This is a genomic window from Paenimyroides aestuarii, from assembly GCF_024628805.1.
Classification (GTDB): Bacteria; Bacteroidota; Bacteroidia; order Flavobacteriales; family Flavobacteriaceae; genus Flavobacterium; species Flavobacterium aestuarii_A.
This window is the reverse complement of sequence record NZ_CP102382.1, coordinates 20,950-44,718: the sequence shown is the minus strand read 5'-3', so window position 1 is coordinate 44,718 and position 23,769 is coordinate 20,950. Positions and strand designations below refer to the sequence as shown.

The following is a 23,769-nucleotide window of genomic DNA, read 5'->3' as shown; positions in this document are numbered from 1 at the left end:
AAGTATGTTTGATAATTTAAGCGATAAATTAGACAAAGCCTTTCATATATTAAAAGGTCACGGAAAAATCACCGAAGTTAACGTTGCCGAGACTTTAAAAGAAGTGCGTCGCGCGTTGCTTGATGCCGATGTGAACTTTAAAATTGCCAAAGAATTTACCAACAGAGTAAAAGAAAAAGCGATTGGTCAAGACGTTTTAACCACGTTGCAACCAGGTCAATTAATGGTTAAAATCGTTAAAGACGAATTAATCGAATTAATGGGTGGCGATGCTGTTGGGGTCAATCTTTCGGGCACGCCGAGCGTTATTTTAATGTCGGGTTTACAAGGTTCGGGTAAAACCACTTTCTCGGGCAAATTAGCAAACTATTTAAAAAACAAGAAAACCAAGAAACCTTTATTGGTTGCGTGTGATATTTACCGTCCGGCGGCTATTAATCAGTTGCATGTGGTGGGCGATCAAATTGGTGTGGAGGTTTATTCTGAACCAGAAAACAAAAATGCGGTTTCTATTGCAACAAACGCAATTGAATATGCAAAGAAAAACGGTTTTAACGTAGTAATTGTCGATACTGCCGGTCGTTTAGCCATTGATGAAGAAATGATGAACGAAATTGCAAACGTGCATGCGGCTATCAAACCACACGAAACCTTGTTTGTGGTAGATTCTATGACCGGGCAAGATGCAGTGAATACGGCAAAAGCGTTTAATGACCGATTGAATTTCGATGGGGTAGTGCTTACCAAATTAGATGGTGATACGCGCGGGGGAGCTGCTATTTCTATTAAATCGATTGTAAATAAACCCATAAAATTCATTGGTACGGGCGAAAAAATGGACGCAATTGATGTGTTCTATCCAGACCGTATGGCAGACCGTATTTTGGGAATGGGCGATGTAATATCGTTAGTAGAACGTGCACAAGCACAATACGATGAAGAAGAAGCTAGAAAAATTCAAAAGAAAATCGCCAAAAACGAATTTGGTTTCGATGACTTCTTAAGTCAAATCCAACAAGTAAAAAAAATGGGTTCGATGAAAGATTTAATGGGAATGATTCCAGGTGTGGGAAAAGCTTTAAAAGATGTTGAAATTGAAGATGATGCTTTTAAACATATCGAAGCAATTATCCATTCCATGACACCAATAGAGCGCAAAAGACCATCGCTTCTAGATGCCAAACGCAAACAACGAATTGCAAAAGGTTCCGGAACCGATATTCAGCAAGTAAACCAATTGTTGAAACAGTTTGAGCAAATGAGCAAAATGATGAAAATGATGCAAGGTGCTCAAGGCAAAAATTTAATGCGCATGATGGGGCAAATGAAAGGCATGGGCATGCAATAATGTGCACCCAACAACTAAAAATCAGCTTCACTGATATAAAATAAACCTGCAAGACGCTCTTGTAGGTTTTTAAATTCATACAATAACTACAAACAACAACACAACATGCAATTATTAGACGGTAAAAAAGTTTCGGAAGAAATTAAAAACGAAATTGCAGCCGAAGTAGCTCAAATGAAGCAACGTGGCGAAAAAGTTCCTCACTTAGCGGCTGTTTTGGTGGGAAGTAATGGGGCAAGTTTAACCTATGTGGGCAGCAAAGTGAAAACCTGCGAAAAAATTGGTTTTGATTCTACTTTAGTTTCATTGCCCGAAGAAACTACTGAGGAAGAGCTATTGGCAAAAATCAACGAATTAAATACCAATGATGCTATCGACGGATTTATTGTTCAACTGCCTTTACCCAAACACATCGATGAACAAAAGGTTTTAAACGCGGTTGATCCAGATAAAGATGTAGATGGTTTCCACCCTGAAAATTTTGGTAGAATGGCATTGGAGTTAGAATCTTTTATACCAGCAACACCTTTTGGAATTTTACAATTGTTAGAACGCAACAAAATCGAAACAAAAGGTAAAAATGTGGTGGTGATTGGTCGATCTAATATCGTTGGTAAACCAATGAGTTTGTTAATGAGCCGCAAAGCGTATCCGGGAAATGCGACCGTTACTTTAACGCACTCTGCAACGCAAAACATAGAGGAGATTACACGCGAAGCGGATATTGTGATTACTGCTTTAGGAGTTCCTGAGTTTTTAAAAGCAGAAATGATTAAAGAAGGTGCTGTGATTGTTGATGTTGGAATTACCCGCGTTGCCGATGAAACCAATCCAAAAGGATACGTAATTAAAGGCGATGTAGCTTTTAACGAAGTTGCCGAAAAAGCTTCATGGATAACGCCTGTTCCAGGTGGCGTTGGTCCAATGACTATTGCGATGTTAATGAAAAACACGCTGATTGCAAGAGAACGCAGAGCAAAGAAAAATAACTAAATCATAAAAACCATCTTTTTAAAGGTGGTTTTTTTATTGAAAAACAGTATTTTAGACTAAAAAAGGTATAATGAAAAAAATAATTGTATTTATTTTTCTCTTTTTAGCACAGGTTATTACTGCTCAATTTGCTTTAATTAAAGATAAGGATGGGATTGTAAATGTACGCGAAAAAGCTGATATTAAAGGTGGAATAGTTGGTACAGTAGCAACAAACGAATTAGTTTATCTAACATTGACAGATGCAATTACGCCTAATCCTAATTGGGAATATGTGTTTTACGAGAACCTTGTCAACAAGGAAAGTGTTGTGGGATATATTCACCGCTCAAGATTGCAAAAAATCGACGATTTTTTAAAGATTAATTATTTTAAAACAATCAATAATACTGTTTATTTTAGGAATGATATCGAAAAAATTGAAGTTGAGATTACTATTCAGTCATTTAATTCCATCAAACAAATTAATAAGTTTAAGATAAAAGATGGTTTTTACTATGCTTATAAGGAAAAGCAGATTTGGGGAACCGATGGCGGCTTGCCCAATAGCTGCTATAAATCAGTAAAGTATAAAAAAGGTAATCAAAAGGCAGAAGTTCCACAAAGCGAATTAGAAAATTTATTCCAACCAACAATTATTGCTAATTCTTCTGATTTTGAGTTTATTAAAGTAAACTATGATAAAGAAAATGATGTGCTGTATATTAGTTCTTTAAATTCTGATGGAGCAGGAGGATATTTGGTTTTATTTGTTTTTGAAAAGGGAAATTATAAGGAAATAAAACCAATTATTCCTTTTTAATGAAGTGCTTTTTTTAAGCTGCGCATAAACTACCTCATAAAATGTAAGGTCAATCAACTTTATTTGTACTTTTGCAGAAATTTAGAATTTGTTTATTATGAAAAAAATAGCAGTTTTATTGCTAGTTGTTGCTGGGTTTTCGGGTTACTCTCAAAATCGGAAAGGGCAATTTGAATTGATGAATCAAGAAAAGCATCAATTATTGGTTTCTTTTGAAATTCCTGAACAAACAGAGGAAATTTATAGTTATTATTACAATTCCAATCAAGATTTTAAAAGCTTTGTAGATGCGCATAATCTGCAAATAAAAGAAGCTTTTACTTGGAATGAAGAACATTTCCAATCATTGCGTGAAAGCGCTATTAAATATTCTAAAACAGATGAGGCTGTATTGGTTTTAAAAGGAATGTATGTTATAAATAATGAGTTGCCCAACGAGCAATTGTATCAATTAGCAGAACAATTGGAACGCTTTTCATTTGTAAGATATGCCGAATTAAATGCTCTTACACCTATTCAACCGCCTTTTATAGACATTCCGCCAACAACACCAAATTATTTTCAAAATCAAGGGTATATTCAAGCAGATCCTGGGGTTAACATGCAATATGTATGGAACCAAGGAATAACTGGGCAAGGCATCCGGGTGCGCGATGTGGAATTCGGAATGAATGTATCGCACGAAGAGTTGACTGATCCCAAATTTTCAAATCAACCTTCATTGAGCTCTGCTGGTGACCCTTCATGGATTGATCACGGTACAGCTGTGGCAGGAGTAGTAGCTGCGCATGACGGAGCTTATGGCGTGACAGGAATGCAACATGGTATTCCAGAGTATAAACTTTTTACCGAATTTACTTCTGCAGGATACAACAGGCTTCTTGCTATAAATTCTGCTATTAATCAATCAGTAGCTGGTGATGTAATTATGTATGAATTACAAACTAATGGGGCGAATTCTACTTCAAGTTCCCCAAATTTTGTGCCAGCAGAATATGTTAATAGTGTTTGGGATGTTACAAAGGCAGCAACAGATGCAGGAATTCATATCGTGGCAGCAGCCGGAAACGGAAATCAAAATTTAGACAGTAGTAGTTATAGTGCTTATATGAACCGCGGCGACTCCGGAGCTTTGATGGTTGGTGCAGGATCAAGTACTACCACTCACAGCCGATTGAGTTTTAGTACTTATGGGCAGCGTGTAAATGTGCATGGCTGGGGTGAAAATGTACTAACAACAGGCTATGGAACATACTCTAAAATAGGAAACGACTCCAATCAATCTTATATCTTATTTGCCGGAACTAGTTCGGCTACACCTGTAGTTGCTAGTTGTGTGGTTGCTTTATTGGCGCGTGCAAAGGCTTCAAATTATGACTTGTCTCCTGCGGAAATCAGAACAATATTAGTTGCAACAGGTATTGCTCAAGGTGGCGACACCACAAAACCAATTGGTCCTTTGCCCGACATGCAAGCAGCTTTTAATTATTTAGACAACTATTTACTTTCAAACAATAAGATTGATGCAATACCAATAAACGTTTTTCCAAATCCGGCAACAAGTGAGTTATTTGTAACTTTCCCAGAGCAATTTGCAGATAATGAACTAGCACTTTTTGACACCGTTGGAAGAAAAGTACTTTCGCTTAAAAATTATACAAGCAACACACCGCTTCACATTGCCACTTTAAAAAGCGGAATGTATATTTTGAAAATGAAATCAAATAATGCAGAACAGTCTAAAAAAATTATCATAAAGTAATCAACCTAAAACCATCTCATTTGCGAGATGGTTTTTTTGTGCGTATTTTTATTCCCACTTAAAACCACATTATGTATTCAAAAATAAGCCAAGAACAAGAGGTCATCTTAAAAAAGTTATTAAATCAAAAAAACGCTATCAGCTTTGCACGTATTGTTTTATTAGCAGCTTCGGTTTATTTTTTATATTTAATGCTCTACCGCAAACAAGAAGTTTTTGGCTGGGTGGCATTGGTTTTTATTGTTTTGTTTATATTAGTGGTAACGGTTTACTTAAAATTGCAAAGCAAAGTTGCCTATCACAAAACGTTAAAGCAAATCAATACCAACGAACTTGCATTTTTATCGGGAACTTATCAGTTTACCGATGGTTTGGCGTATCAAAATCCGCAACATGCTTTTTCTTATGATTTAGATTTGTTTGGATCGCATTCTATTTTTCAGTTCATCAATCGAACGGGAACATTTTTAGGAGAAGAAGCTTTGGCCGAAAGTTTACAGCAAATTCCCACTGCCGATTACATCCTTCAAAAACAAGAAGCAATTAAGGAATTAGCTCCGAATTTAACATTTCGCCAGCATTTTCAAACCTTATCACACTTGGCTGATACTGCAAAAGAAGATGATTTGGCCATAAAAAAATGGAGCGAATCATCCATTCAAACCCCACCAAAAAGCAATCAAATTTTAGCAATTGCTTTTCCTGTTTTACTATTTCTATCGGTTCTTGGCTGGATTTTTAATCTGCACGCAGTTTTTCCAAAATTGGTATTCTTGTTTTTTACCCTGAATTTAATTGCCATGGGAAGTTTTAGCAGATTCATCATGAAAGAAATCGGTAAAAGTGACAAAATTTCCAACGCATTAATGCAATATTCCAAAATGCTACAAGCTTTTGAAAATCAATCTTTTCAATCAAAACACCTTCAATTGCTGCAAAATCAACTAAAATTCAAACAAAATACAGCTTTCGAAATTGTAACCCAATTGGCCAATCACTTTGAAAAATTGAACACAATTGCCAATTTATTTGTTTTTATAGCGTTTAATGGTTTGTTTCAGTATCATTTTTGGGTGTATAAAAAGTTGCAAAACTGGAAAAATAACCATCAAAAACAATTGTGGGAGTATATGAAAATTCTAGGTGAGGTAGAGGCGTTAAACAGTTTGGCAAATTTTGCCTATAACAATTCCGATTATCAATATCCCAACATTTCTTCAGACCAAATTGCTTTTGAAAATTTAGGTCATCCATTAATTCCAAAAGACAAAAGAGTCCGAAATTCGATAGATTTTCACAAAAAACGCTTTGTGATTTTAACAGGAAGCAATATGAGCGGTAAAAGTACTTTTTTGCGAACCATTGGTATTAATTTGGTTTTAAGTTATTGCGGTGCGCCAATCGATGCGCAACAAGCAAGCGTTTATCCTTTGCCATTGTGGGTTTCGATGCGATTAACCGATTCGCTTTCAGATAGTGAATCGTTCTTTTTTGCCGAAGTAAAACGATTGAAACAAATTGTTACCGAAGCAGAAAAACAACCCATTTTTGTTTTACTAGACGAGATTTTAAAGGGCACGAATTCCAATGACAAGCAATCGGGAACCATTGGCGTGATTGAAAAACTGCATCAGATGAATGTGTTGGGAATGATTGCAACACACGATTTGGAAGTGTGTGAAACCACAAATAAATATCCCGAAACTATGGAAAATAAATGCTTTGAAGTGGAAATAATTGCCAACGAATTGCATTTTGATTATTTGCTGAAAAACGGAATCTGCCAAAATAAAAATGCTACTTTTATCATGAAAAAAATGGAAATTATTTAAAAATTGCTGCGAAATGAAAATTACTAAAGTTTCAAAAAATGCTTTAAATCCAACAATTTGGGACGGAGGCGAAACCTTTGAATATTTCATATATCCAGAAAACGCCTTGTATGTCAACCGCAATTTTTTGTTTCGAATAAGCGTGGCAACCATCACAAAAGCACCATCTATTTTTACTCGGTTTGAAAATTACCAACGTTTTTTGTTGATGTTAAATGGCGATTTGCATGTGTATCAAAATGGAACAGAGGCATTTTACAATCCAAACACTATTTTTAAGTTTGATTCCAACGATACCATTCAATCGTTTTCCGAAGGCGCTGATTTTAATTTTATGGTGCACAAAAACGCAATTGCCCACATGATACAGGCTAATAACACGCAGGTTTTATCAAACAGTTTTGTATTTATCTTTGCCAAAGAATCCATGAATTTAAGCATAAACAATCACGAATACCACCTTCAACCCAATGATTTATTGGTCATCAATAATGAGCAGCAGCAAGAAATACAGATAAATCTGCATGCAATGGCAATTATAGGATATTGCAACAAAATTTAATGAAAAAAAATTGGAATAATTAAAATTTCAAATAACTTTGTATTTCAAAGTGAATTACAATGAATCAAAAAGTTTCTGACGATTTAGCACATATCCGTTCTATGATGGAACGTTCATCCAGGTTTTTATCTTTAAGCGGATTATCTGGAATAGGAGCAGGCATTGTTGGTTTGGTAACTGGATGTTTGGCAATGTATTTAACCAATGGAAAAATGCAATACGTTAGGAGTAATCATGTGCAACCTTACGAAAGTTACATGGTAAACCTTCTTTTAATTTTGGGAATATCAGCCTTAGTATTAGCCATTTTTTGTGGATGCTATTTTACAGTCCAAAAAAGCAAAAAGTTGGGTTTACAAATTTGGACGGCTACCACCAAGAAAATTCTGGTTCAATTGGCAATTCCATTACTCGTTGGCGGTGTTTTTGTTTTGGCGTTGTTGCACTATCATTTATATGGATTGGTTGCTGGCACCACGTTAATATTCTATGGATTGGCTTTGGTTAATGCCGAAAAATATACGTATTCTGATATTAAATATTTAGGATTTCTTGAAATAATCCTCGGATGTTTATCTTTATTTTTTATTGGCAAAGGATTGATCTTTTGGACAGTTGGTTTTGGGATTTTACACATTGTTTATGGGGCAATTTTATACCGAAAATATAAGTAAATGAGTATTATTAGCGGTTTAAATAAGGAATTTGAAAGCAGAGTGCGCTTGGGAATGATGTCGGTTCTTATGGTGAACGATTGGGTAGATTTTACCGAAATGAAAAATCTGCTACAAGTGACCGATGGCAATCTCGCAAGCCATTCTACCGCCTTAGAAAAACACGAATATATCGAAATTAAAAAAGAATTTGTGGGTAAAAAACCGCGAACATCCTATAAAATTACAGAAACAGGCAAGTTGGCATTTCAGCAACATCTTGCTTTCCTCGAAAAAATAATGAGACAGTAAACCAGTCTTATTTTTTTACGAATTAACTTTGAAATACAAAGTACTTTTAAATTAATATATTATGAAAAAACAATTTTTAATTTTTGGCAGCGCTATTTTGTTTACCATTTTGTTCTACGATCAAGAATTGGGGTTAAATCTATCTGTTTTTGCCCTACTTTTGGTAGTGACACAATTGGTAATGCACCCTAAGTTGATTCACAATAAAAAAGCGTTAGTGTTGGCAGCATGTGTTGTCGCAGCAAGTGTTTCAAATGCTTGGTTACTTTCGGTTGTAACTGTTTTTACCGTTGTAATCACCTCGTTTGTGTTTCGCTATTTCGTGGTGGATCCACAAATGAAATTAATTTCCAATGCGTTTAATTTTGTATTGAGTTGGCCGGCGTTTGTGGTTCGGTTTTTTAAGGTAGATGAATGGTTGGATTTTAAAAAAGATGATTCCAAGAAAACAATTATCAAGCTGTTTTCCTATGTGGTTATTCCTTTGGTTATTCTTTCGGTTTTCTTCGGATTATATGTTTCATCAAGTGAATGGCTTAGTAAATGGTATAATCGGTACGAATGGAACATTAACGGATTAATTATTTTCACCATATTATTGGGGTTTTATATCAGTTTTGTTTTTTGGCACATCAAAAGCTTCAACTTTATAAAAGTGATTGATAAAAACCTGAAATTTCACTTTTCACGCACCGAGCAAACTGCTTTAAAACCCACATTCAATTATATTCCTGTAGCTTTTGAAATGCGAAGCGGTGTTATTACACTTGCTAGTTTAAATGCAATGCTTTTATTTTTCATTGTGGTTTTCAATATAGAAAATGCACAGCAAAGCATCCAACACATTTCCGAATACAGCAGTCGTACGCACAGCCAAATCTATTTAATCATTGTATCGGTTTTTCTGGCAATGGCAGTTGTTTTGTTTTTCTTTAAGAATACTTTGAATTTTATTAAAAACAATAGGTGGTTGTTGCAACTTACAAAAATTTGGATTGCATTGAATGCACTGCTTATTTGTTCCGCATTTTATCAAAATTCAGTTTATATCAGCTCACTGGGGTTGACCTATAAACGATTAGGTGTGTATTTGTTTTTAATTATTTGCTTTGTAGGATTGCTTTATTCCTATCTAAAAGTGCAGCATAAAAAAACTAATTTTTATTTAATAGACCGTATGTCGTGGGTGCTTTTTTACAGTTTGGTTGGTTGTTCGCTTTTTAATTGGGGCAATATTATGACCCATTACAACTTACAAAAAGACACAGCCGATTTGAATTACCTCATGTACTTGTCAGGAAACGAAAAAGCATTGATTGATTATTACAAAGAACAAAATAGGGAAATCCCTGAGTTTCTGTTAAACAGAATAAGATATCATGAAGACTTACCACTTTTATCGAAGCAATTGTATTATAGTTCTATAAAATAATAGCAATGTATTTGAATTACTATCTTATAATCGATACTAAAATGATGATACCACTTTATATACCTACATTTTTTGGAATAAGTATTGAAGTTTATTTCATTCTTTTAATTCTTGGTTTTCTGCTTTTTTTTATTTGGCGTTGGCTTTTAAAAAAAACTTATTAAAACTGACAATACAAGAAAAATTGCAACATGGATTGCAACCGTTCTTACTGCACCACTAATTTACATTGGAATAATTATGTTGTGGCTTTTTAGTATGAGTTATAACCCCAACTATCCATTTGACAAAGAAAAGTGGTTGACAAACAAGGATAAACGCTATGAACTATCTGCTGATATTATTGAAAGTAAAATGTTAATAGGAAAAACGAAATCAGAAATTAAGCAATTGTTAGGTGACGAAGGAAATTCAGACAATAGTGATTATTGGAACTACTATCTTGGTTTTAGATCTGGTTTCGCTATCATTGATGCAAGTGTTCTTTACAATGAATTTGAAGACGGAAAAGCAGTAAAAATTGGTCAGCGCGAAACATAAAAAGTTTGTTAGATTTTTACAAAAAGCAAAATAGGGAAATTCTCAAATTTCTTTTAAACAGCATAAAATATCATGAGGATATACCATTTTATCGAAGCAATTGTATTACAGTAATTTTTAAGACGTATGATTAAGGCATTTATTAAAAAATTCAATATAAAGGGATATCTAACTTTATTAGTTGTTTGGGGGCTTATTCAAATATTCACATTTTATCTCTTTCCGTTTTTTGTAATTCCGTTCATTTGGTTGTTAGTGATACTATTTTTTTTAGTAATAATAATCAGAAACTTAATTATTTCGATTAAAAACAGAAAAGTTGCTAAAATGTTCAATCAAAGGATTTTAAAATTAGCGGTTGTATTGATTTTGTTTAGTTTAACTTTTTTTAAAGCAAATCATATTCCGCAGATGCTTATAGAACAGATGGATTGGTACCTTCTATTTAAAAAAAGAACACATATTATAGAGCAAGTAAAGAACAAAGAGTTGCAACCAAATGTTACATATAATGGTTTTATGTGCGAGCTTCCTTTTGAATTTCCAATAGTTTCGAATGGAGGAAATGACATTGCGATTTATTATAATGATAAAAAACAATATACCATTCTATTTTTTGTATTTAGAAATTTTTTTGAAGCACCATCCACTAAAATAATATATACTGAAAATCCAGAGAATATGAATTATTTCGAAGAAAAGACTAAACGAAACCCTGATGATAATTGGAAAATTAAAGAAAATTGGTATCGAATTTATGGCGATTAAAAAATCCGAGCATTTACTCGGATTTTTTTATTTTCTATTCCCTCTGCGTTCGTTTCTTAAGGGGCGCTGCTCGGTAAATTTCTTTTTAAAATCTTTACGGTCTTTGGTTGGCGCTGGGTTTTTATTGACCAAAGGTTTATTGGGTTTTGGTAAACTTCCTTCTTCGGTTTTAGTACTTTCGCTAATTAATCGGTTGAGTTCGTCCATTTCTTTTTTTGAAATTTCACGGTATTTCCCAACGGGAACATCTAACGAAATATTCATAATACGGATACGCTTCAATGCCACTACTTCATAATCAAAATATTCGCACATTCTACGGATTTGACGATTTAAACCTTGTGTAAGAAAAATTCTGAAAGTGGTACTACTGATTTTTTCCACCCGGCATTCTTTAGTAACGGTATCTAAAATGGGTACACCGGCACCCATTCTGCTAATGAAACGATCGGTGATTGTTTTGTTTACCGTTACAATATACTCTTTTTCATGGTTGTTTCGTGCTCGTAAAATTTTGTTTACAATATCGCCATCGTTGGTCATGATGATCAAACCTTCTGAATCTTTATCTAATCGTCCTACTGGAAAAATGCGTTCTGGATAATTCACAAAGTCAACAATATTCCCCTTTACCGATTGGTTGGTGGTGCATTCAATACCCACAGGTTTGTTTACAGCCAAATAAATTTTAGGATCTTCTTTCTCGTGAATCAATTTTCCGTTGACGCGTACTTCATCAGTTGACAACACTTTTGTTCCCAATTCAGGTATTTTTCCATTGATGGTGATACGTCCTTGTTCCAATAATTTGTCGGCCTCACGACGCGAGCAATAGCCAACTTCCGACAAAAATTTATTAATACGAATTCCTTCTTGTTCCATAGCACAAAATTACGACTTAAACCGGTTGTTTTCTAAAAAATAAACAATTTGTTGGTTCACTGTATCGTCATACAAACTGTGGCCTAAATTGTGGGTAGTGTGTATGGGAATTTCGGGATGTGTTTTTAAAATTTCCCTAGCATCGCTGTATGGCACCACTTTGTCTTCTTTATCATGAATGATACCAACAGGAATTTTAATCGATTTAATAAACGTGCTGCTGTTAAAATCGGTAGGGTCAATTGCAAATCGTTTGGTGAATTCTTTCAAAAAAGCATTGTATGATTGATTGCTTAGTGAGATTAACTTCTTATAATTCTCGGTGATTCGCAAAAAGCGATTGGGCGCACCCAACGATACTATTTTTTTTACAAAATTGGGTTGATAGGTTGCCATATAATACAACATGGTCATTCCGCCTAAACTATGCCCTACTAAGAATTTGGGCTTAAAGTGGTTGCTCACGGTATTTACAAATTGACTGTACAAAACAGCATTTAGTTCTTTACCATCGCTTAAACCCTGCCCCGGCGCATCTAATGCAATAATGTGGTAATTCAATTTTTTAAGATAATGAATCACACCTTGCCAGCGATTGGCGTTGCTTTCCCAACCGTGAATCAGCAAAATGGTTTCCCGTTCGCCATACCACTCATAGGTTTGGATATGGTACTGCTCAAAAGTTAACTTTTTCATGGAACTTGATCCTAAAAAAGTGGGCAGCGATTTTAAAACACCATCTCGCGGCACTGAAAATAAGGTGTACGCAGTATTTGCTGCAAACTTTGCGTTTAAATAATGCAGTAAATTAATGTACACACCAAAACCTTTGGTGAGCAGTTTATATTTTAAATTGTTCCAAAAAGCCATAAAAAAAGCCTCTTTTTTAATAGAGGCTTAAATTTATTTTATTTTTTTGATAATTGCATCAATTTTTTCTCTTTCTTCTGTTGCCAAAGCAGCATCAACCAAAATACGACCACTGTGCTCGTCGGTCATGATTTTTTTGCGAGCGGCGATTTCAACCTGAACTTGAGGCGGAATGGTGAAAAATGAACCTGCCGATGCGCCACGCTCTATCGAAACTACTGCCAAACGGTTTTTTACACTGTTTCTAATTCTTTTGTAGGCATTCAACAAACGGTCTTCGATTGCTGCTGCAAATTCTTCCGATTTTTCTAACAACGCTTTTTCCTCGCGCTCTGTTTCGGTTAAAATACCATTCAACTCGTTTTCTTTGTGCTTTAAGTGTTCTTTCTTAAGCGCTAATTTATCAGAAGTTTGATCAATGATGTTCTTTTTATACTCGATATTTGCCTTAAACTCTTTGATGTGTTTTTCAGCCAATTCAATTTCCAATGTTTGGTATTCAATTTCTTTTGTTAAAGAGTTGAATTCACGATTGTTGCGAACATCTTTTTGTTGATCGGTATATTTTTTAATTGCAGCTTTGTGTGATTCAATTTCGTTTTTCTTAGCTTTAACTTGTTCTTCGATTGATTCCACTTCGTTGGTAAGCTTTTCCAAACGGGTTGTAAGCCCGGCAACTTCATCTTTTAGATCTTCTACTTCAAGAGGTAATTCGCCTCTCATGTTTTGAATTTCATCTATTCTAGAATCAATTAATTGTAAGTCGTACAACGCTCTTAATTTTTCTTCAACAGTTTCTGCTTTCTTTGCCATACTTATATGTAGTTAACCGGATTTGTTTTAATGTTGGATAAAATAATTGCAAAAGTAGGAATTTTTTTGGAAAGATAATCAAAAATATAATTTTTTACATAACGTTCACTTTCAAAATGTCCCACATCTGCCAATAAAATGCTGTTTTCTGCTTGAAAAAAATCGTGGTATTTTAAATCGGCAGTTACCAATATATCAGCATTTTTGGCTTTTGCAGCAGTAATTGCAAAGCTGCCTGATCCACCCAAAACGGCTACTTTTTTTATTTTTTTATTTAAAAAGTTGGAATGACGAATGCCGCCTGTTTGTACTTTTTCTTTTACAAAATGCAAAAAATCAATTTCGGAAATTTCATGCTCTAATTCGCCAATCATTCCCAAGCCAATGTTTTGATGCTGGTTTTCTAATTTTGTAACCTCATAGGCTACTTCTTCGTACGGATGATTATCAAACAATGCTTTTAAAATCTTGTTTTGCAGGTGTTTCTCAAAAGTAACTTCCAATTTTGTTTCTTCTACTTCGGTATAAACATTTTGCGAACCAATTACGGGGTTGCTTTCGTTATTTCCTGTAAAACTGCCTATTCCTGTAGATTGAAAACTGCAATCGTAATAATTTCCAATGGCACCTGCACCCGCTTTGAACAACGCTTTTTGAACTTGGTGCGCATTTGCTGTTGGTGCAAAAGTGGTGAGTTTATAGATAAAATCTTGTTTTGGAAGTAGAATTTTTGTGTTGATCAAGCCTAAAGCATCACACAAAATTTTATTTACACCCATTTGGTGATTGTCCAAACCTGTATGAACGGCATAAATCGCAATGTCGTTTTTAATGGCTTTTATAACGGCACGTTCCACATAATTTTTGCCAGTGATTTTCTTCAAGCACGAAAAAAGAATCGGATGGAAGCACACAATTAGGTTGCAATTTTTTTCAACAGCTTCGGTAACAACGCTCTCTAAAGCGTCGTGACAAACCAAAATGCCTGTAATTGTGGCGTTAGCATCGCCCACAAGCAAGCCTACATTGTCAAAATCTTCGGCAAAGGCAGTAGGAGCCATTTCTTCTAAAATCGGAATAAGTTGTTTTAACTGCACAATATCATTTTTAATGTATTCAAAGATAAAAATAATCGTTATTTTCGTACAAAATCTTATGAAATAATTATTAATGAAATATTTACTCCTAATTTTTATTGCTACACTCGTTATAAATTGTGCAAAAGAAAAAGATACGATAGCTGAAATGAATGCCGATGATTACACCATTGAATGGGTAACTATAAACTATGATTCAGTGGAAGGTTTAAACAAGAACTACGAATTAGTTGAACTATTTATTCCTAAGGATAAAAGTAAAGATACTTTGTATAATCAAACACAATTGTATGTAAATGGTAGTTTGAGCAAAAAGCATAGTCAATATTATGATATTGATGTTACAGCTACAAATAAAAAGCATATTTATTTAGCAAAGATTAAAGTATATTCAGAATATTCAAAGTTGATGACAGATCAACATAACGAAAGAAAAATATCGATATTTTATATGAATTACTATAAAGATAGCTTATGGTTTCAAATAAAAGATTTTGAAGATACTAATGTTTTTGAAATTGAATTTGAGAATCATCATAACGATAGATTTACTGGAAGAATAACTGAAGGAGTTTATCGCGATACTATCGTTAATGACAAAGAAATGCTAAATGCAAGAATTACCAAAATGATTTTGACAAATAAAAAAATGATTTCGAGTTCATTTATTGAGAAGGATTCAATTCTTGAAAGACAGAAATTTAGTGCAAAAGAGTTAATTAGAAATTGATAAATGAAAATCCTACGCAAAATATTAGTTCCTTTTTCGTTGATTTATGCGGCTGTAACCGGTTTGCGGAATTTTTTGTACGATAAAGGTATTAAAAAATCAACAGGTTTTAATTTACCAATTATTGCTGTGGGAAACTTGTCTGTGGGCGGAACGGGCAAAACCCCAATGATTGAATATTTGGTGCGTTTGCTTTCGGTTGATAAAAAGTTGGTTGTTCTAAGCCGCGGTTACAAACGTAAAAGCAAAGGATTTTATTTAGCAAATGCTGCAACAACCATAGAAGAAATTGGTGATGAACCTTTTCAGTATCATTCCAAGTTTAAAAACATTCGTGTGGCTGTAAATGCAGACAGGGTAGAAGGAGTGAATACTATTTTAAAAACATTGCCAAAAACCGATGTTGTTTTATTAGACGACGCGTTTCAGCACCGAAAAATAAAAGCAGGTTTTTATATAATGTTGACTGCTTTTGACGATTTGTTTTACAACGATTTGGTGTTGCCTGCCGGAAATTTGCGCGAATGTAAAAGTGGAGTGAAAAGAACCGATATTGTGGTGGTTACGAAATGCCCCAAAGATTTATCGGAACAAAAAATGCTTGAAATAAAAAAGAAAATAGCCATTGATAGTGATAAAATTTTCTTTTCAACGATTAGTTATCATCATTCCATTACAAATAATACAGAGGAAATTGCGATTACCGATTTAAAAAACGATTTTATTGCCGTTGCCGGAATTGCAAAACCCGAGTATTTTTATGCGTTTTTGCAATGCCACACAACAGACTGTTTGACCTTTCCCGATCACCACTTTTTTTCAAATAAAGATATAAACAATATCCTTCAAAAGGCAAACGGACGAAAAATCATTACCACCGAAAAAGATTATATGCGCTTGCAAAATTTACTACCCAAAAATCAGTTGTTTTATTTACCAATTGAAATGTTGTTTTTGAAAAATCAAAAAACTTTTCTAAATATAATAAAAAACAGCATCTAAATTCTTAGCAGAAATGTTGCTTTTTTTAAGATTTTTAATATTTTTGTGCGATTGTAAAAAAATAACCAAATAATATGTTAAAAACATTTTTTCTCTTTGCGATAACGCTTCTGACTTCATCAATTTATGCTCAAAAAGTATCGTTTTATAAACAGTTTTACGGTAGTTACGATTACACGATGCTTGGTAATACTATGAATGTTCAAGCAAATGGTCAAGGTTTATGTGATATTTTGACAGCGTCTTCAGCAACACTCAATATTCCTGGAACTAAAGAAATAGAAGCAGCTTACTTATATTGGTCTGGAAACGGAAATCAAAAAGAAGCTGACTTAAATGTTAAATTAAATGGAGTTGATGTTCAATCTGAGCGCTTATATTTTTTAGTAGCAGATGCGGTTGCAGAATTTGGTTATTTTTCTGCTTTTGCAGATGTTACTAATATTGTAAAACAATTTGGTGAAACAGAATATACGTTGTCTGAATTAGATTTAACTAAAAACATTCAAAAATATTGTGGTGGCAACTATGTTGGTTGGGCAATAGTTGTAGTTTACAAGGATGAAAATATTGAGAATAATCTAGTGGCAATTTATGATGGGTTTGAAAATTTAGACACGGGTAATCCGCTCGTGAATATAGTTTTAGATGGTTTTAGAATTACCAACGCGGCCAACTCTAAGATTTCATTTTTAGCATGGGAAGGAGATGAAATATTGGCATATGGCGAACAGCTTTTGATTAATAACATAGTGGTTTCCAATGCCTTGAACCCAGCTAACAATGCCTTTAATTGTACAAACAGCTACTCAAACTCCACTCAGATGTGGAATATGGATTTAGACCAATACGACTTAAGTACTTATGTAGAAGTAGATGATACTGTTTTAGATATTAAAGTAACAACGGCTGCCGATGTGGTTTTCTTAAATACCATTGTGCTTTCGGTTTACAGCGTTTTTCCGGACGCCACCATAAAAGCGGTTGATTATCAAAACTATTGCCACACAAGAACGGTTGATATTGATTATATAGTTGGTAATTATAACGGAAACCATCCTTTAAAAGAACAAACCCCTGTTGCTTTTTATATAAATGATGAATTAGTAGGGAAAGCAACAACAAATGATGAAATAGCAATAGGAGCAGAAGCAAAATATACCACCACATTAAATATTCCAGCAAAATTTGGCTACCGTTTTGACTTAAGCATGAATATTGATGACGATGGCACCAAGAAAGGTGTTGTATATGAAATTGACGAAGAAAACAACAGTACCCAAATGCATGTGAACTTAGTCAAAGATTGCCCTATTCAAAAAGGTGTTTCTGCAAATTTTGATGGAAAAAACGATGGATTTGACCTTAGTATTTACGATCCAGATGAACTTAAAATATTCAACCGCTACGGAAAAGAGGTGTATAAACACGGAAAAGGATACACCAACCAATGGGTAGGAAAAGATGCAAATGGCAGAGATTTGCCATCAGGAACATATTTTTATGTTTTTAAAACACCTTATGAAACCATTTCGGGCTACATTTATTTGATTAAAGAAGTAATGTAATCAAGAAAATTCTTTTTGAGAATTACTGCTACCAACATTTTTTTTGTAGCGATGAGATGGACGATATTTTGAAGACTATTAAAGCAAGCCAAAGTCTGAGGATTTAATGCGATTTTGGCTGTTAAAAGGCTTTTACTTGGTTGATACATCTGTATAATAAGCAATAATTTATAAAACTGGTCTTTGAAGAATTATCATTCCATGAGATTTCAAAGCAATACAGCGTATCAATTGCTCTATAAATTACTTCTTGAAAAAGTTACGTTAATTGTTCAAATCAGCGAAATGATTAAATGCCTGTTCAGAACTTATAATGTTAAAGTTTTGAAGGGTGCATTTGATTAACTAATTGATAATGATTTTTTTGTATTTTTATTGAAACTACTTGGTTATGATAAAAATACTACAATTATTCGTATTATTATTTGGTTTTTTAACATATAGCCAAAACCAATCCGTTAGTTTATTCAAGCAATATACCGGTCAGTATGATTTTTTCATGATGGGTAATACCATGAATAGTGCACCAAACGGAACCAACGCCCCATGTACTATTTTAACTCAATCTAGTGCCATGTTAAATTTAAACACCACTCAAGAAGTTCAGGCGGCATTCTTATATTGGTCTGGTTCAGGTGATTTAAGTCAAGCAGATTTAGACGTAAAATTAAATGGTACGCCCATTCGAGCTGAAAGAACATTTACAGCAAATGGTCCTACAGGTTTGCCCTTTTTTAGTGCATTTGCAGATGTGTCTAGTTTGGTAAAAGCCACTGGCAATGTTCTATACACACTATCCGATTTAGATTTAACGGCAATTATCGCACCTTATTGCCCCACCGGAAGTAATTACGCCGGCTGGTCGATGGTGATTGTTTATGAAGACCCATTTTTGCCCAACAGAGTAGTGAGTATTTATGAGGGTTTTGAACTGGTTGACCATACCGGATCAAAAGTAGCAATTACCTTAAACGGATTAAATGTAACTAATTTAAACAATGCTAAGGTAGGTTTTTTGGCGTGGGAAGGTGATGAAAACTTGGCTGTAACAGAAGAACTGCGCATCAACAATCAAATTATTGGAAATCCACCGTTGAATCCTATAAACAATGCGTTTAATTGTACCAATACTTTTACAGGAGCAACTAATTTGTGGAACATGGATATTGATTATTACCAAATTGGCAATTATCTGGCTATTGGTGATACTGAAATCACGGTAGAAATACAAACAGGGCAAGATTTGGTAATAATAAATAATATTCTAGTTGCTTTAAGCAGTTTGTTTGCTGATGCCACCATCACGATAGATGATGTAACTGTTTCATGTGATAACAGAGAAATAAATGTTGAATACACGGTATATAATAGCAATGGAACGGGTAAATTAGTTGCCAATGTGCCTATAAATTTCTATGCAAACAATGATTTAGTAGGAAGTACTGCTACAAAAGCAATCATCCCCATAGGAGGCTCTGAAACCGGATTTATGAAACTAACAATTCCTGAAACAATTCCCGAAAATTTCATTCTCACTGCAAAAGTTGATGACGATGGTACCGTAAATGGCACGGTGGTAGAAGTAGATGAAACTAATAATTCGGCAAATAAAATCGTACAATTAATTGTTTCGCCAGTAGCAAATAAGCCAACAGATATGATTCTTTGTGATTATGATGAGGATGGCTATATTGTATTTAATCTTACACCAAAATTACAAGAAGTTACCAATAGTTCAAATGTTGCAATCACTTTGCATGAAAGTGAAAGCGATGCCCAAAATGGAATAAACCAACTAACAAAAATTGCTTATTATGAGTTGAAAACATACAAGTCTAACACCATTTGGGTGCGTGTGGAAGACCAAAGCAATGGTTGTAGTGCGTTTACATCGTTTAGGTTAACAGCACAGATGAAACCTTTTACCGAACTAAAAGACCCGTTGATGATTTGTAACTATAAAGACAATCCGCAACAGGTAAATTTAGCGATTGCTTCTATTTTATTAAAAAGGATGTTTGATTATGCCGATTTAGTGCAACTGCAGTTTTACGAGACAAAAAGTGATGCGGAGAACCAAGTAAATGAAATAACTAACATTCAAAAATATGAACCGCCTAGATTCCCGTACATAGTATGGATTAAAGCAACAGGAACTAATAGATTGTTGTGTGATCACGTTATTTCAATACAAGTGAATGATTGTGTAGTTCCTAAAGGCATATCTCCTAACGGCGATGGTTTGAACGATGGCTTTAATTTGGAAATTTTTAACTTAATCGATCTTAAAATTTACAATCGCTATGGTAATCTCGTTTATGAGCATGGTGTGGGTTATATTGATCAATGGAAAGGTCAGGATAGAAATAACAGAGAATTACCTTCTGGTACTTATTTTTACCTATTTAAAACTTCATTTGATACCTATTCAGGATGGGTCTATTTAATGAAAGAGCTTCCTTAAAAAAACAAAATGCAAGTTTCGCTTTTAAGACGCACTTCGAAATAAATCAAAATCCCGTTACAAAAAACAAACACACATTGAGAAATAGGGCAGGTATATAGTAAATCCACGTAAATAAATTCAAAAAATGATAAAAGACGAAATAGGAGGGAAAAAGGTTAAAGCATTGTATTATTATAATGGAAAAGGAAGTTATGACTTAAAACTATTAATAGAATTAGAAGAGAACGTTTTTTTATTTTTCAATTCACTTCAATTTAAACTATTGCATGGCAATGAAATATTTACTCAATATAATTGGAAATTGCATCCCGTAACTTTCGATTTTGCGATCACAAGCATTAAAGAAGAGGAGTTAACGACCTACTTTGTTTTATTTGAAAATGGAACAATTCTGTATATTTATCAAAGAATTATTGATTTAGAAAATTGGTATCAAGATTTCGATATTGTCAATAAACACTCTTCTGACTATAATGATGTTAAAGAACACATGGAAGAGGAGTGGGTAGAAGAGGTGTAGGTATTGTATTAAAAATGTTGATGGCAAACAAAACGCTCCCTAAATCATGATTACGCAAATGTAATTTCGTTCAAATCCATCGCTCAAAATTCGAAACTAACCTAAAAATACATCACAAAACAAAAAAAACACTCTCCTTATTGGGAAAGCGTTTATCTTTTTAAAACAAACTTTTGATGAGATCAATTAAAGTTTGACCGATTAATAATAATAAATAAAACATAAGCTTTAAAAGTTTTTAGTTTATAATATTGTTTGTGTGCTCTAATTCGCCTTCTTTGTTAAACTTGTAGTAATTTCTACCTTTTTCAACACGCAAATTCCAAAAATAATGATCATCGTTACCGTTGATTTTAAGTGTGTGATTCGGCGTAATGTATAATTTGATACGCACTTTAGAATCTTCAGTAAAATCGTTCAATGTGGTCAAAATCGCATTTGAAAGCACTAAGGTATCACTTTTTATTGAATAATTATAATTTAATGTGTTACTAAATTTACTAGATTCAATTTCAATGTTGAATTTTCCTAGTTTTTTAAGGTTCAAATGTTTACTGTTAAAAATCTTTTCATCGATTTCTAAATACGAATTTCCTGTACTTGATTCTAAAACTTCAATGCGTACATCATCAACTTCGCTGTATTTGTAAGCACTAGTGATGGTGTCATTTATTGTAAAAATGCGTTCATCTTTCTGAAAAATTATATTTAAGGTATCGTTATCGCTCAACAATAAATCGGTTTTTGAAATTTTTTGTTCAAAATGATCTTCCAAAAGCGACTCAATTTTATCTTTCTGAATATCTAAATTGATCATCACGTATGAAAATATAAAAATAGATACCAACCAAATGAATCCTAAAATAGCCGAAACCCATCCAATGTGTTTTAACTTACTGTTTAACAATTTAATACCTAACAATAACAAAACGATAAACGGTACGGCACACATTATGAACAAGCTTAAGCCAATTCCCCAAAAAGGAATACCAATTTCGACTTCGTTATAGCTTACAAATTCGTTGGCCAAGTTGATTTTGTCAGAGCTAAAAGCAATTGGTACAAAAAAACTGCCAAAAAGCCCCATTACACTAATCACAATAAGAGCTATGCCCACAATGCGTTTTAAAACCGATGCTGCCGAACTTCCTGTAGCTCTTATTTTTTGATAAGAATTGTTCACACCGTCTCGAAATTGTTTTTCAATATTCGATATATTCACAGGTTCGCCTTTCATTTCTAAAATATCGGCAACAGTAACTGCTTTTGGAATTATAACCCATAGAATCAAGTAAATTACACAGCTTAATCCGTATGCAAAAAACAACAAAATGAAAAGAATACGCACCCAAACCGGATCAATATTAAAGTAATGTCCTAATCCAGAACACACACCGCCTAAAATTCTTTTTTCTCCATCGCGGTAAATTTTTCTGTATGTTTTAGAGGTTGTTTTGAAGTGATTGCTTCGGATAGGTTCGTCGTCTTCAATGATATAATCTTCGGGTTTGCCCATAATATCTATGATTTCATCTACGTTGTTCATACGAATCACGCCTGTTTTGGGATCGATACGCTCTGCAAAAAGCTCTGCAATTCTCGATTCTATGTCCGAAATAATTTCTTCTTCACTTTCTTGTTGAATAGAATTTCTTACGGCGTTAATGTAGGTGTCTAACTTGTTATATGCATCTTCGTCGATATGAAAAACAAGTCCTGCTATGTTGATTGTTACGGTTTTATTCATGGCTGTTTGAGTTTGTTATAATGTGAACGGCATCGCTTAATTCTTTCCAGGTTATAGACAATTCTTTTAAAAAGTCGTTGCCCTGCTCGGTTAATCGGTAATATTTTCTAGGCGGACCCGATGTAGATTCTTCCCACCGATAACTTAATAATTGATCGTTTTTTAAACGAGTAAGCAAAGGGTAAACGGTTCCCTCTACTACTAGCAATTTGGCATCTTTCAGTATTTCTAAAATCTCAGACGTGTAGCAGTCTTTGTCTTTCAATACCGATAGAATACAAAACTCTAGAATTCCTTTACGCATTTGCGCTTTTGTGTTTTCAATATTCATAGAACGTATTTGTTTTTAAAAGCAGTTGGCGGATGTTTCCAAATGGTGATCGAGTAAACTTAAATTCAAATTAATAAACCGTATGAGAAATGTGCTGCTTATTGTATTTGTATGGTTACATCCGCATGTGCTTTATTGTTTTTATTTTTTTGACATAACAAAGATATATATAAAAGCTTGTACTTTGTATTACATAGTACTTATAATTAACAATTATTTAACAAATATATTTCTGTGCTTTGGTTGAATATTTTTTTGTAAATTAGCTAAAAAGCTAGCGAATTATGGATTTCAACACCAAAAACTTAAATCTTTATTTATTAAAAAATCTACCCTCGGCATATATATGTGGGGTGCGAGTTTATGCACTTACCGATGCATATTGCACCGTGCGGGTAAAACACAAATGGTTCAATCAAAACCCTTTTCGATCCATGTATTTTGCTGTTCAAAACATGGGAGCTGAACTCACAACGGGCGTTTTAGTAATGAAAGCCATTAAGGAAAGCAACAAAAAAGTATCGATGTTGGTGCTCAATCAAAAATCGCAATTCACTAAAAAAGCCACAGGTGTGATAACCTTTAAATGCGAAGAAGGGCTGCAAATTGCCGAAAAAGTGAATGAAGCATTGCAAAGCAAAGAAGGCATCTCGTTTTGGGTACGTTCGGAAGGATTCGACGAAAAAGGAGATAAAGTAGGAATTTATGATTTTGAATGGACATTAAAAGCAAAATAGT

General features: G+C 33.9%; 23 protein-coding genes. 17 read left to right on the top strand and 6 right to left on the bottom strand.

All coding sequences use genetic code 11. From position 1 onward, the window contains the following. Positions 1-4: 4 nt before the first annotated feature. The 11 genes from ffh (at position 5) to NPX36_RS00170 (ending at position 11,004) form a co-directional block, all read left to right on the top strand. Positions 5-1,348, top strand: coding sequence for a signal recognition particle protein (gene ffh, locus NPX36_RS00220; protein WP_257499444.1), 1,344 nt, complete (start codon positions 5-7; stop codon positions 1,346-1,348). Between the two features lie 105 nt (positions 1,349-1,453). Beyond that, positions 1,454-2,341 (top strand): bifunctional 5,10-methylenetetrahydrofolate dehydrogenase/5,10-methenyltetrahydrofolate cyclohydrolase, encoded by an 888-nt coding sequence (locus NPX36_RS00215; protein WP_257499443.1) that lies wholly within the window; start codon positions 1,454-1,456, stop codon positions 2,339-2,341. Positions 2,342-2,411: 70 nt separating this feature from the next. Continuing rightward, positions 2,412-3,143 (top strand): hypothetical protein, encoded by a 732-nt coding sequence (locus NPX36_RS00210; protein ID WP_257499442.1) that lies wholly within the window; start codon positions 2,412-2,414, stop codon positions 3,141-3,143. Positions 3,144-3,240: 97 nt separating this feature from the next. After that, on the top strand, positions 3,241-4,905 hold the full coding sequence (locus tag NPX36_RS00205) for a S8 family peptidase (RefSeq protein WP_257499441.1): 1,665 nt from the start codon (positions 3,241-3,243) through the stop codon (positions 4,903-4,905). A gap of 71 nt (positions 4,906-4,976) precedes the next feature. Then, on the top strand, positions 4,977-6,737 hold the full coding sequence (locus tag NPX36_RS00200) for a MutS-related protein (protein WP_257499440.1): 1,761 nt from the start codon (positions 4,977-4,979) through the stop codon (positions 6,735-6,737). A gap of 13 nt (positions 6,738-6,750) precedes the next feature. After that, entirely contained in the window at positions 6,751-7,299 is a 549-nt protein-coding gene (locus NPX36_RS00195; protein ID WP_257499439.1) for a HutD family protein, read from the top strand. A 59-nt stretch (positions 7,300-7,358) separates the two neighbouring features. Beyond that, entirely contained in the window at positions 7,359-7,973 is a 615-nt protein-coding gene (locus NPX36_RS00190) for a hypothetical protein (RefSeq protein ID WP_257499438.1), read from the top strand. Further along, positions 7,974-8,264: a winged helix-turn-helix domain-containing protein gene (locus NPX36_RS00185; RefSeq protein ID WP_257499437.1), complete on the top strand. Its 291-nt coding sequence runs from the start codon at positions 7,974-7,976 to the stop codon at positions 8,262-8,264. It abuts the gene before it with no gap. A 61-nt stretch (positions 8,265-8,325) separates the two neighbouring features. Next, a complete protein-coding gene (locus NPX36_RS00180) occupies positions 8,326-9,696 on the top strand; it encodes a DUF4153 domain-containing protein (protein ID WP_257499436.1) in 1,371 nt (456 codons plus the stop codon). Between the two features lie 258 nt (positions 9,697-9,954). Next, the gene (locus NPX36_RS00175) at positions 9,955-10,236 is read left to right on the top strand and encodes an outer membrane protein assembly factor BamE (RefSeq protein ID WP_257499435.1); all 282 of its coding nucleotides are present in this window, start codon (positions 9,955-9,957) and stop codon (positions 10,234-10,236) included. A 327-nt stretch (positions 10,237-10,563) separates the two neighbouring features. Then, positions 10,564-11,004 (top strand): hypothetical protein, encoded by a 441-nt coding sequence (locus NPX36_RS00170; protein WP_257499434.1) that lies wholly within the window; start codon positions 10,564-10,566, stop codon positions 11,002-11,004. Between the two features lie 27 nt (positions 11,005-11,031). On the opposite strand, the gene rluF is transcribed toward NPX36_RS00170, so the two are convergent. The 4 genes from rluF to NPX36_RS00150 are packed head-to-tail and all read right to left on the bottom strand — an operon-like array spanning position 11,032 to position 14,666. Then, on the bottom strand, positions 11,032-11,886 hold the full coding sequence (rluF, locus tag NPX36_RS00165) for a 23S rRNA pseudouridine(2604) synthase RluF (protein ID WP_257499433.1): 855 nt from the start codon (positions 11,884-11,886) through the stop codon (positions 11,032-11,034). A 9-nt stretch (positions 11,887-11,895) separates the two neighbouring features. Further along, entirely contained in the window at positions 11,896-12,756 is an 861-nt protein-coding gene (locus tag NPX36_RS00160) for an alpha/beta fold hydrolase (RefSeq protein ID WP_257499432.1), read from the bottom strand. Positions 12,757-12,789: 33 nt separating this feature from the next. Beyond that, positions 12,790-13,569, bottom strand: a complete 780-nt coding sequence (locus NPX36_RS00155; RefSeq protein WP_257499431.1) for a zinc ribbon domain-containing protein — start codon at positions 13,567-13,569, stop codon at positions 12,790-12,792. Positions 13,570-13,571: 2 nt separating this feature from the next. Next, positions 13,572-14,666 (bottom strand): Nif3-like dinuclear metal center hexameric protein, encoded by a 1,095-nt coding sequence (locus NPX36_RS00150; protein ID WP_257499430.1) that lies wholly within the window; start codon positions 14,664-14,666, stop codon positions 13,572-13,574. Between the two features lie 73 nt (positions 14,667-14,739). Between NPX36_RS00150 and NPX36_RS00145 the strand changes: the two genes are divergently transcribed. The 5 genes from NPX36_RS00145 to NPX36_RS00125 all read left to right on the top strand — a co-directional run bounded on the left by NPX36_RS00145 (position 14,740) and on the right by NPX36_RS00125 (position 20,953). Beyond that, on the top strand, positions 14,740-15,396 hold the full coding sequence (locus NPX36_RS00145; protein WP_257499429.1) for a hypothetical protein: 657 nt from the start codon (positions 14,740-14,742) through the stop codon (positions 15,394-15,396). A gap of 3 nt (positions 15,397-15,399) precedes the next feature. After that, positions 15,400-16,398: a tetraacyldisaccharide 4'-kinase gene (gene lpxK, locus NPX36_RS00140; RefSeq protein WP_257499428.1), complete on the top strand. Its 999-nt coding sequence runs from the start codon at positions 15,400-15,402 to the stop codon at positions 16,396-16,398. Between the two features lie 74 nt (positions 16,399-16,472). Beyond that, positions 16,473-17,966 carry a gliding motility-associated C-terminal domain-containing protein gene (locus tag NPX36_RS00135; RefSeq protein ID WP_257499427.1) on the top strand — a complete coding sequence of 498 codons (1,494 nt, stop codon included), beginning with the start codon at positions 16,473-16,475 and terminating at the stop codon, positions 17,964-17,966. A 391-nt stretch (positions 17,967-18,357) separates the two neighbouring features. Further along, positions 18,358-20,430, top strand: coding sequence for a T9SS type B sorting domain-containing protein (locus NPX36_RS00130; RefSeq protein WP_257499426.1), 2,073 nt, complete (start codon positions 18,358-18,360; stop codon positions 20,428-20,430). Between the two features lie 127 nt (positions 20,431-20,557). Continuing rightward, positions 20,558-20,953: a hypothetical protein gene (locus tag NPX36_RS00125; protein ID WP_257499425.1), complete on the top strand. Its 396-nt coding sequence runs from the start codon at positions 20,558-20,560 to the stop codon at positions 20,951-20,953. 238 nt (positions 20,954-21,191) lie between these two features. On the opposite strand, the gene NPX36_RS00120 is transcribed toward NPX36_RS00125, so the two are convergent. Together NPX36_RS00120 and NPX36_RS00115 are read right to left on the bottom strand one after the other, a co-directional pair. Then, positions 21,192-22,700: a PspC domain-containing protein gene (locus NPX36_RS00120; RefSeq protein ID WP_257499424.1), complete on the bottom strand. Its 1,509-nt coding sequence runs from the start codon at positions 22,698-22,700 to the stop codon at positions 21,192-21,194. Next, positions 22,693-23,031 carry a PadR family transcriptional regulator gene (locus NPX36_RS00115; RefSeq protein WP_257499423.1) on the bottom strand — a complete coding sequence of 113 codons (339 nt, stop codon included), beginning with the start codon at positions 23,029-23,031 and terminating at the stop codon, positions 22,693-22,695. The genes NPX36_RS00120 and NPX36_RS00115 overlap by 8 nt, the downstream gene beginning before the upstream one ends. Before the next feature lie 284 nt (positions 23,032-23,315). On the opposite strand from NPX36_RS00115, the gene NPX36_RS00110 reads away from it, so the two are divergent. After that, positions 23,316-23,768 (top strand): DUF4442 domain-containing protein, encoded by a 453-nt coding sequence (locus tag NPX36_RS00110; RefSeq protein WP_257499422.1) that lies wholly within the window; start codon positions 23,316-23,318, stop codon positions 23,766-23,768. Position 23,769: the final 1 nt, after the last annotated feature.

Coding starts and splice junctions, on each gene's coding strand:
- ffh (WP_257499444.1), top strand. CDS start 5: ATGTTTGATAATTTAAGCGATAAATTAGACAAAGCCTTTCATATATTA.
- NPX36_RS00215 (WP_257499443.1), top strand. CDS start 1,454: ATGCAATTATTAGACGGTAAAAAAGTTTCGGAAGAAATTAAAAACGAA.
- NPX36_RS00210 (WP_257499442.1), top strand. CDS start 2,412: ATGAAAAAAATAATTGTATTTATTTTTCTCTTTTTAGCACAGGTTATT.
- NPX36_RS00205 (WP_257499441.1), top strand. CDS start 3,241: ATGAAAAAAATAGCAGTTTTATTGCTAGTTGTTGCTGGGTTTTCGGGT.
- NPX36_RS00200 (WP_257499440.1), top strand. CDS start 4,977: ATGTATTCAAAAATAAGCCAAGAACAAGAGGTCATCTTAAAAAAGTTA.
- NPX36_RS00195 (WP_257499439.1), top strand. CDS start 6,751: ATGAAAATTACTAAAGTTTCAAAAAATGCTTTAAATCCAACAATTTGG.
- NPX36_RS00190 (WP_257499438.1), top strand. CDS start 7,359: ATGAATCAAAAAGTTTCTGACGATTTAGCACATATCCGTTCTATGATG.
- NPX36_RS00185 (WP_257499437.1), top strand. CDS start 7,974: ATGAGTATTATTAGCGGTTTAAATAAGGAATTTGAAAGCAGAGTGCGC.
- NPX36_RS00180 (WP_257499436.1), top strand. CDS start 8,326: ATGAAAAAACAATTTTTAATTTTTGGCAGCGCTATTTTGTTTACCATT.
- NPX36_RS00175 (WP_257499435.1), top strand. CDS start 9,955: ATGAGTTATAACCCCAACTATCCATTTGACAAAGAAAAGTGGTTGACA.
- NPX36_RS00170 (WP_257499434.1), top strand. CDS start 10,564: ATGTTCAATCAAAGGATTTTAAAATTAGCGGTTGTATTGATTTTGTTT.
- rluF (WP_257499433.1), bottom strand. CDS start 11,886: ATGGAACAAGAAGGAATTCGTATTAATAAATTTTTGTCGGAAGTTGGC.
- NPX36_RS00160 (WP_257499432.1), bottom strand. CDS start 12,756: ATGGCTTTTTGGAACAATTTAAAATATAAACTGCTCACCAAAGGTTTT.
- NPX36_RS00155 (WP_257499431.1), bottom strand. CDS start 13,569: ATGGCAAAGAAAGCAGAAACTGTTGAAGAAAAATTAAGAGCGTTGTAC.
- NPX36_RS00145 (WP_257499429.1), top strand. CDS start 14,740: ATGAAATATTTACTCCTAATTTTTATTGCTACACTCGTTATAAATTGT.
- lpxK (WP_257499428.1), top strand. CDS start 15,400: ATGAAAATCCTACGCAAAATATTAGTTCCTTTTTCGTTGATTTATGCG.
- NPX36_RS00135 (WP_257499427.1), top strand. CDS start 16,473: ATGTTAAAAACATTTTTTCTCTTTGCGATAACGCTTCTGACTTCATCA.
- NPX36_RS00130 (WP_257499426.1), top strand. CDS start 18,358: ATGATAAAAATACTACAATTATTCGTATTATTATTTGGTTTTTTAACA.
- NPX36_RS00125 (WP_257499425.1), top strand. CDS start 20,558: ATGATAAAAGACGAAATAGGAGGGAAAAAGGTTAAAGCATTGTATTAT.
- NPX36_RS00120 (WP_257499424.1), bottom strand. CDS start 22,700: ATGAATAAAACCGTAACAATCAACATAGCAGGACTTGTTTTTCATATC.
- NPX36_RS00115 (WP_257499423.1), bottom strand. CDS start 23,031: ATGAATATTGAAAACACAAAAGCGCAAATGCGTAAAGGAATTCTAGAG.
- NPX36_RS00110 (WP_257499422.1), top strand. CDS start 23,316: ATGGATTTCAACACCAAAAACTTAAATCTTTATTTATTAAAAAATCTA.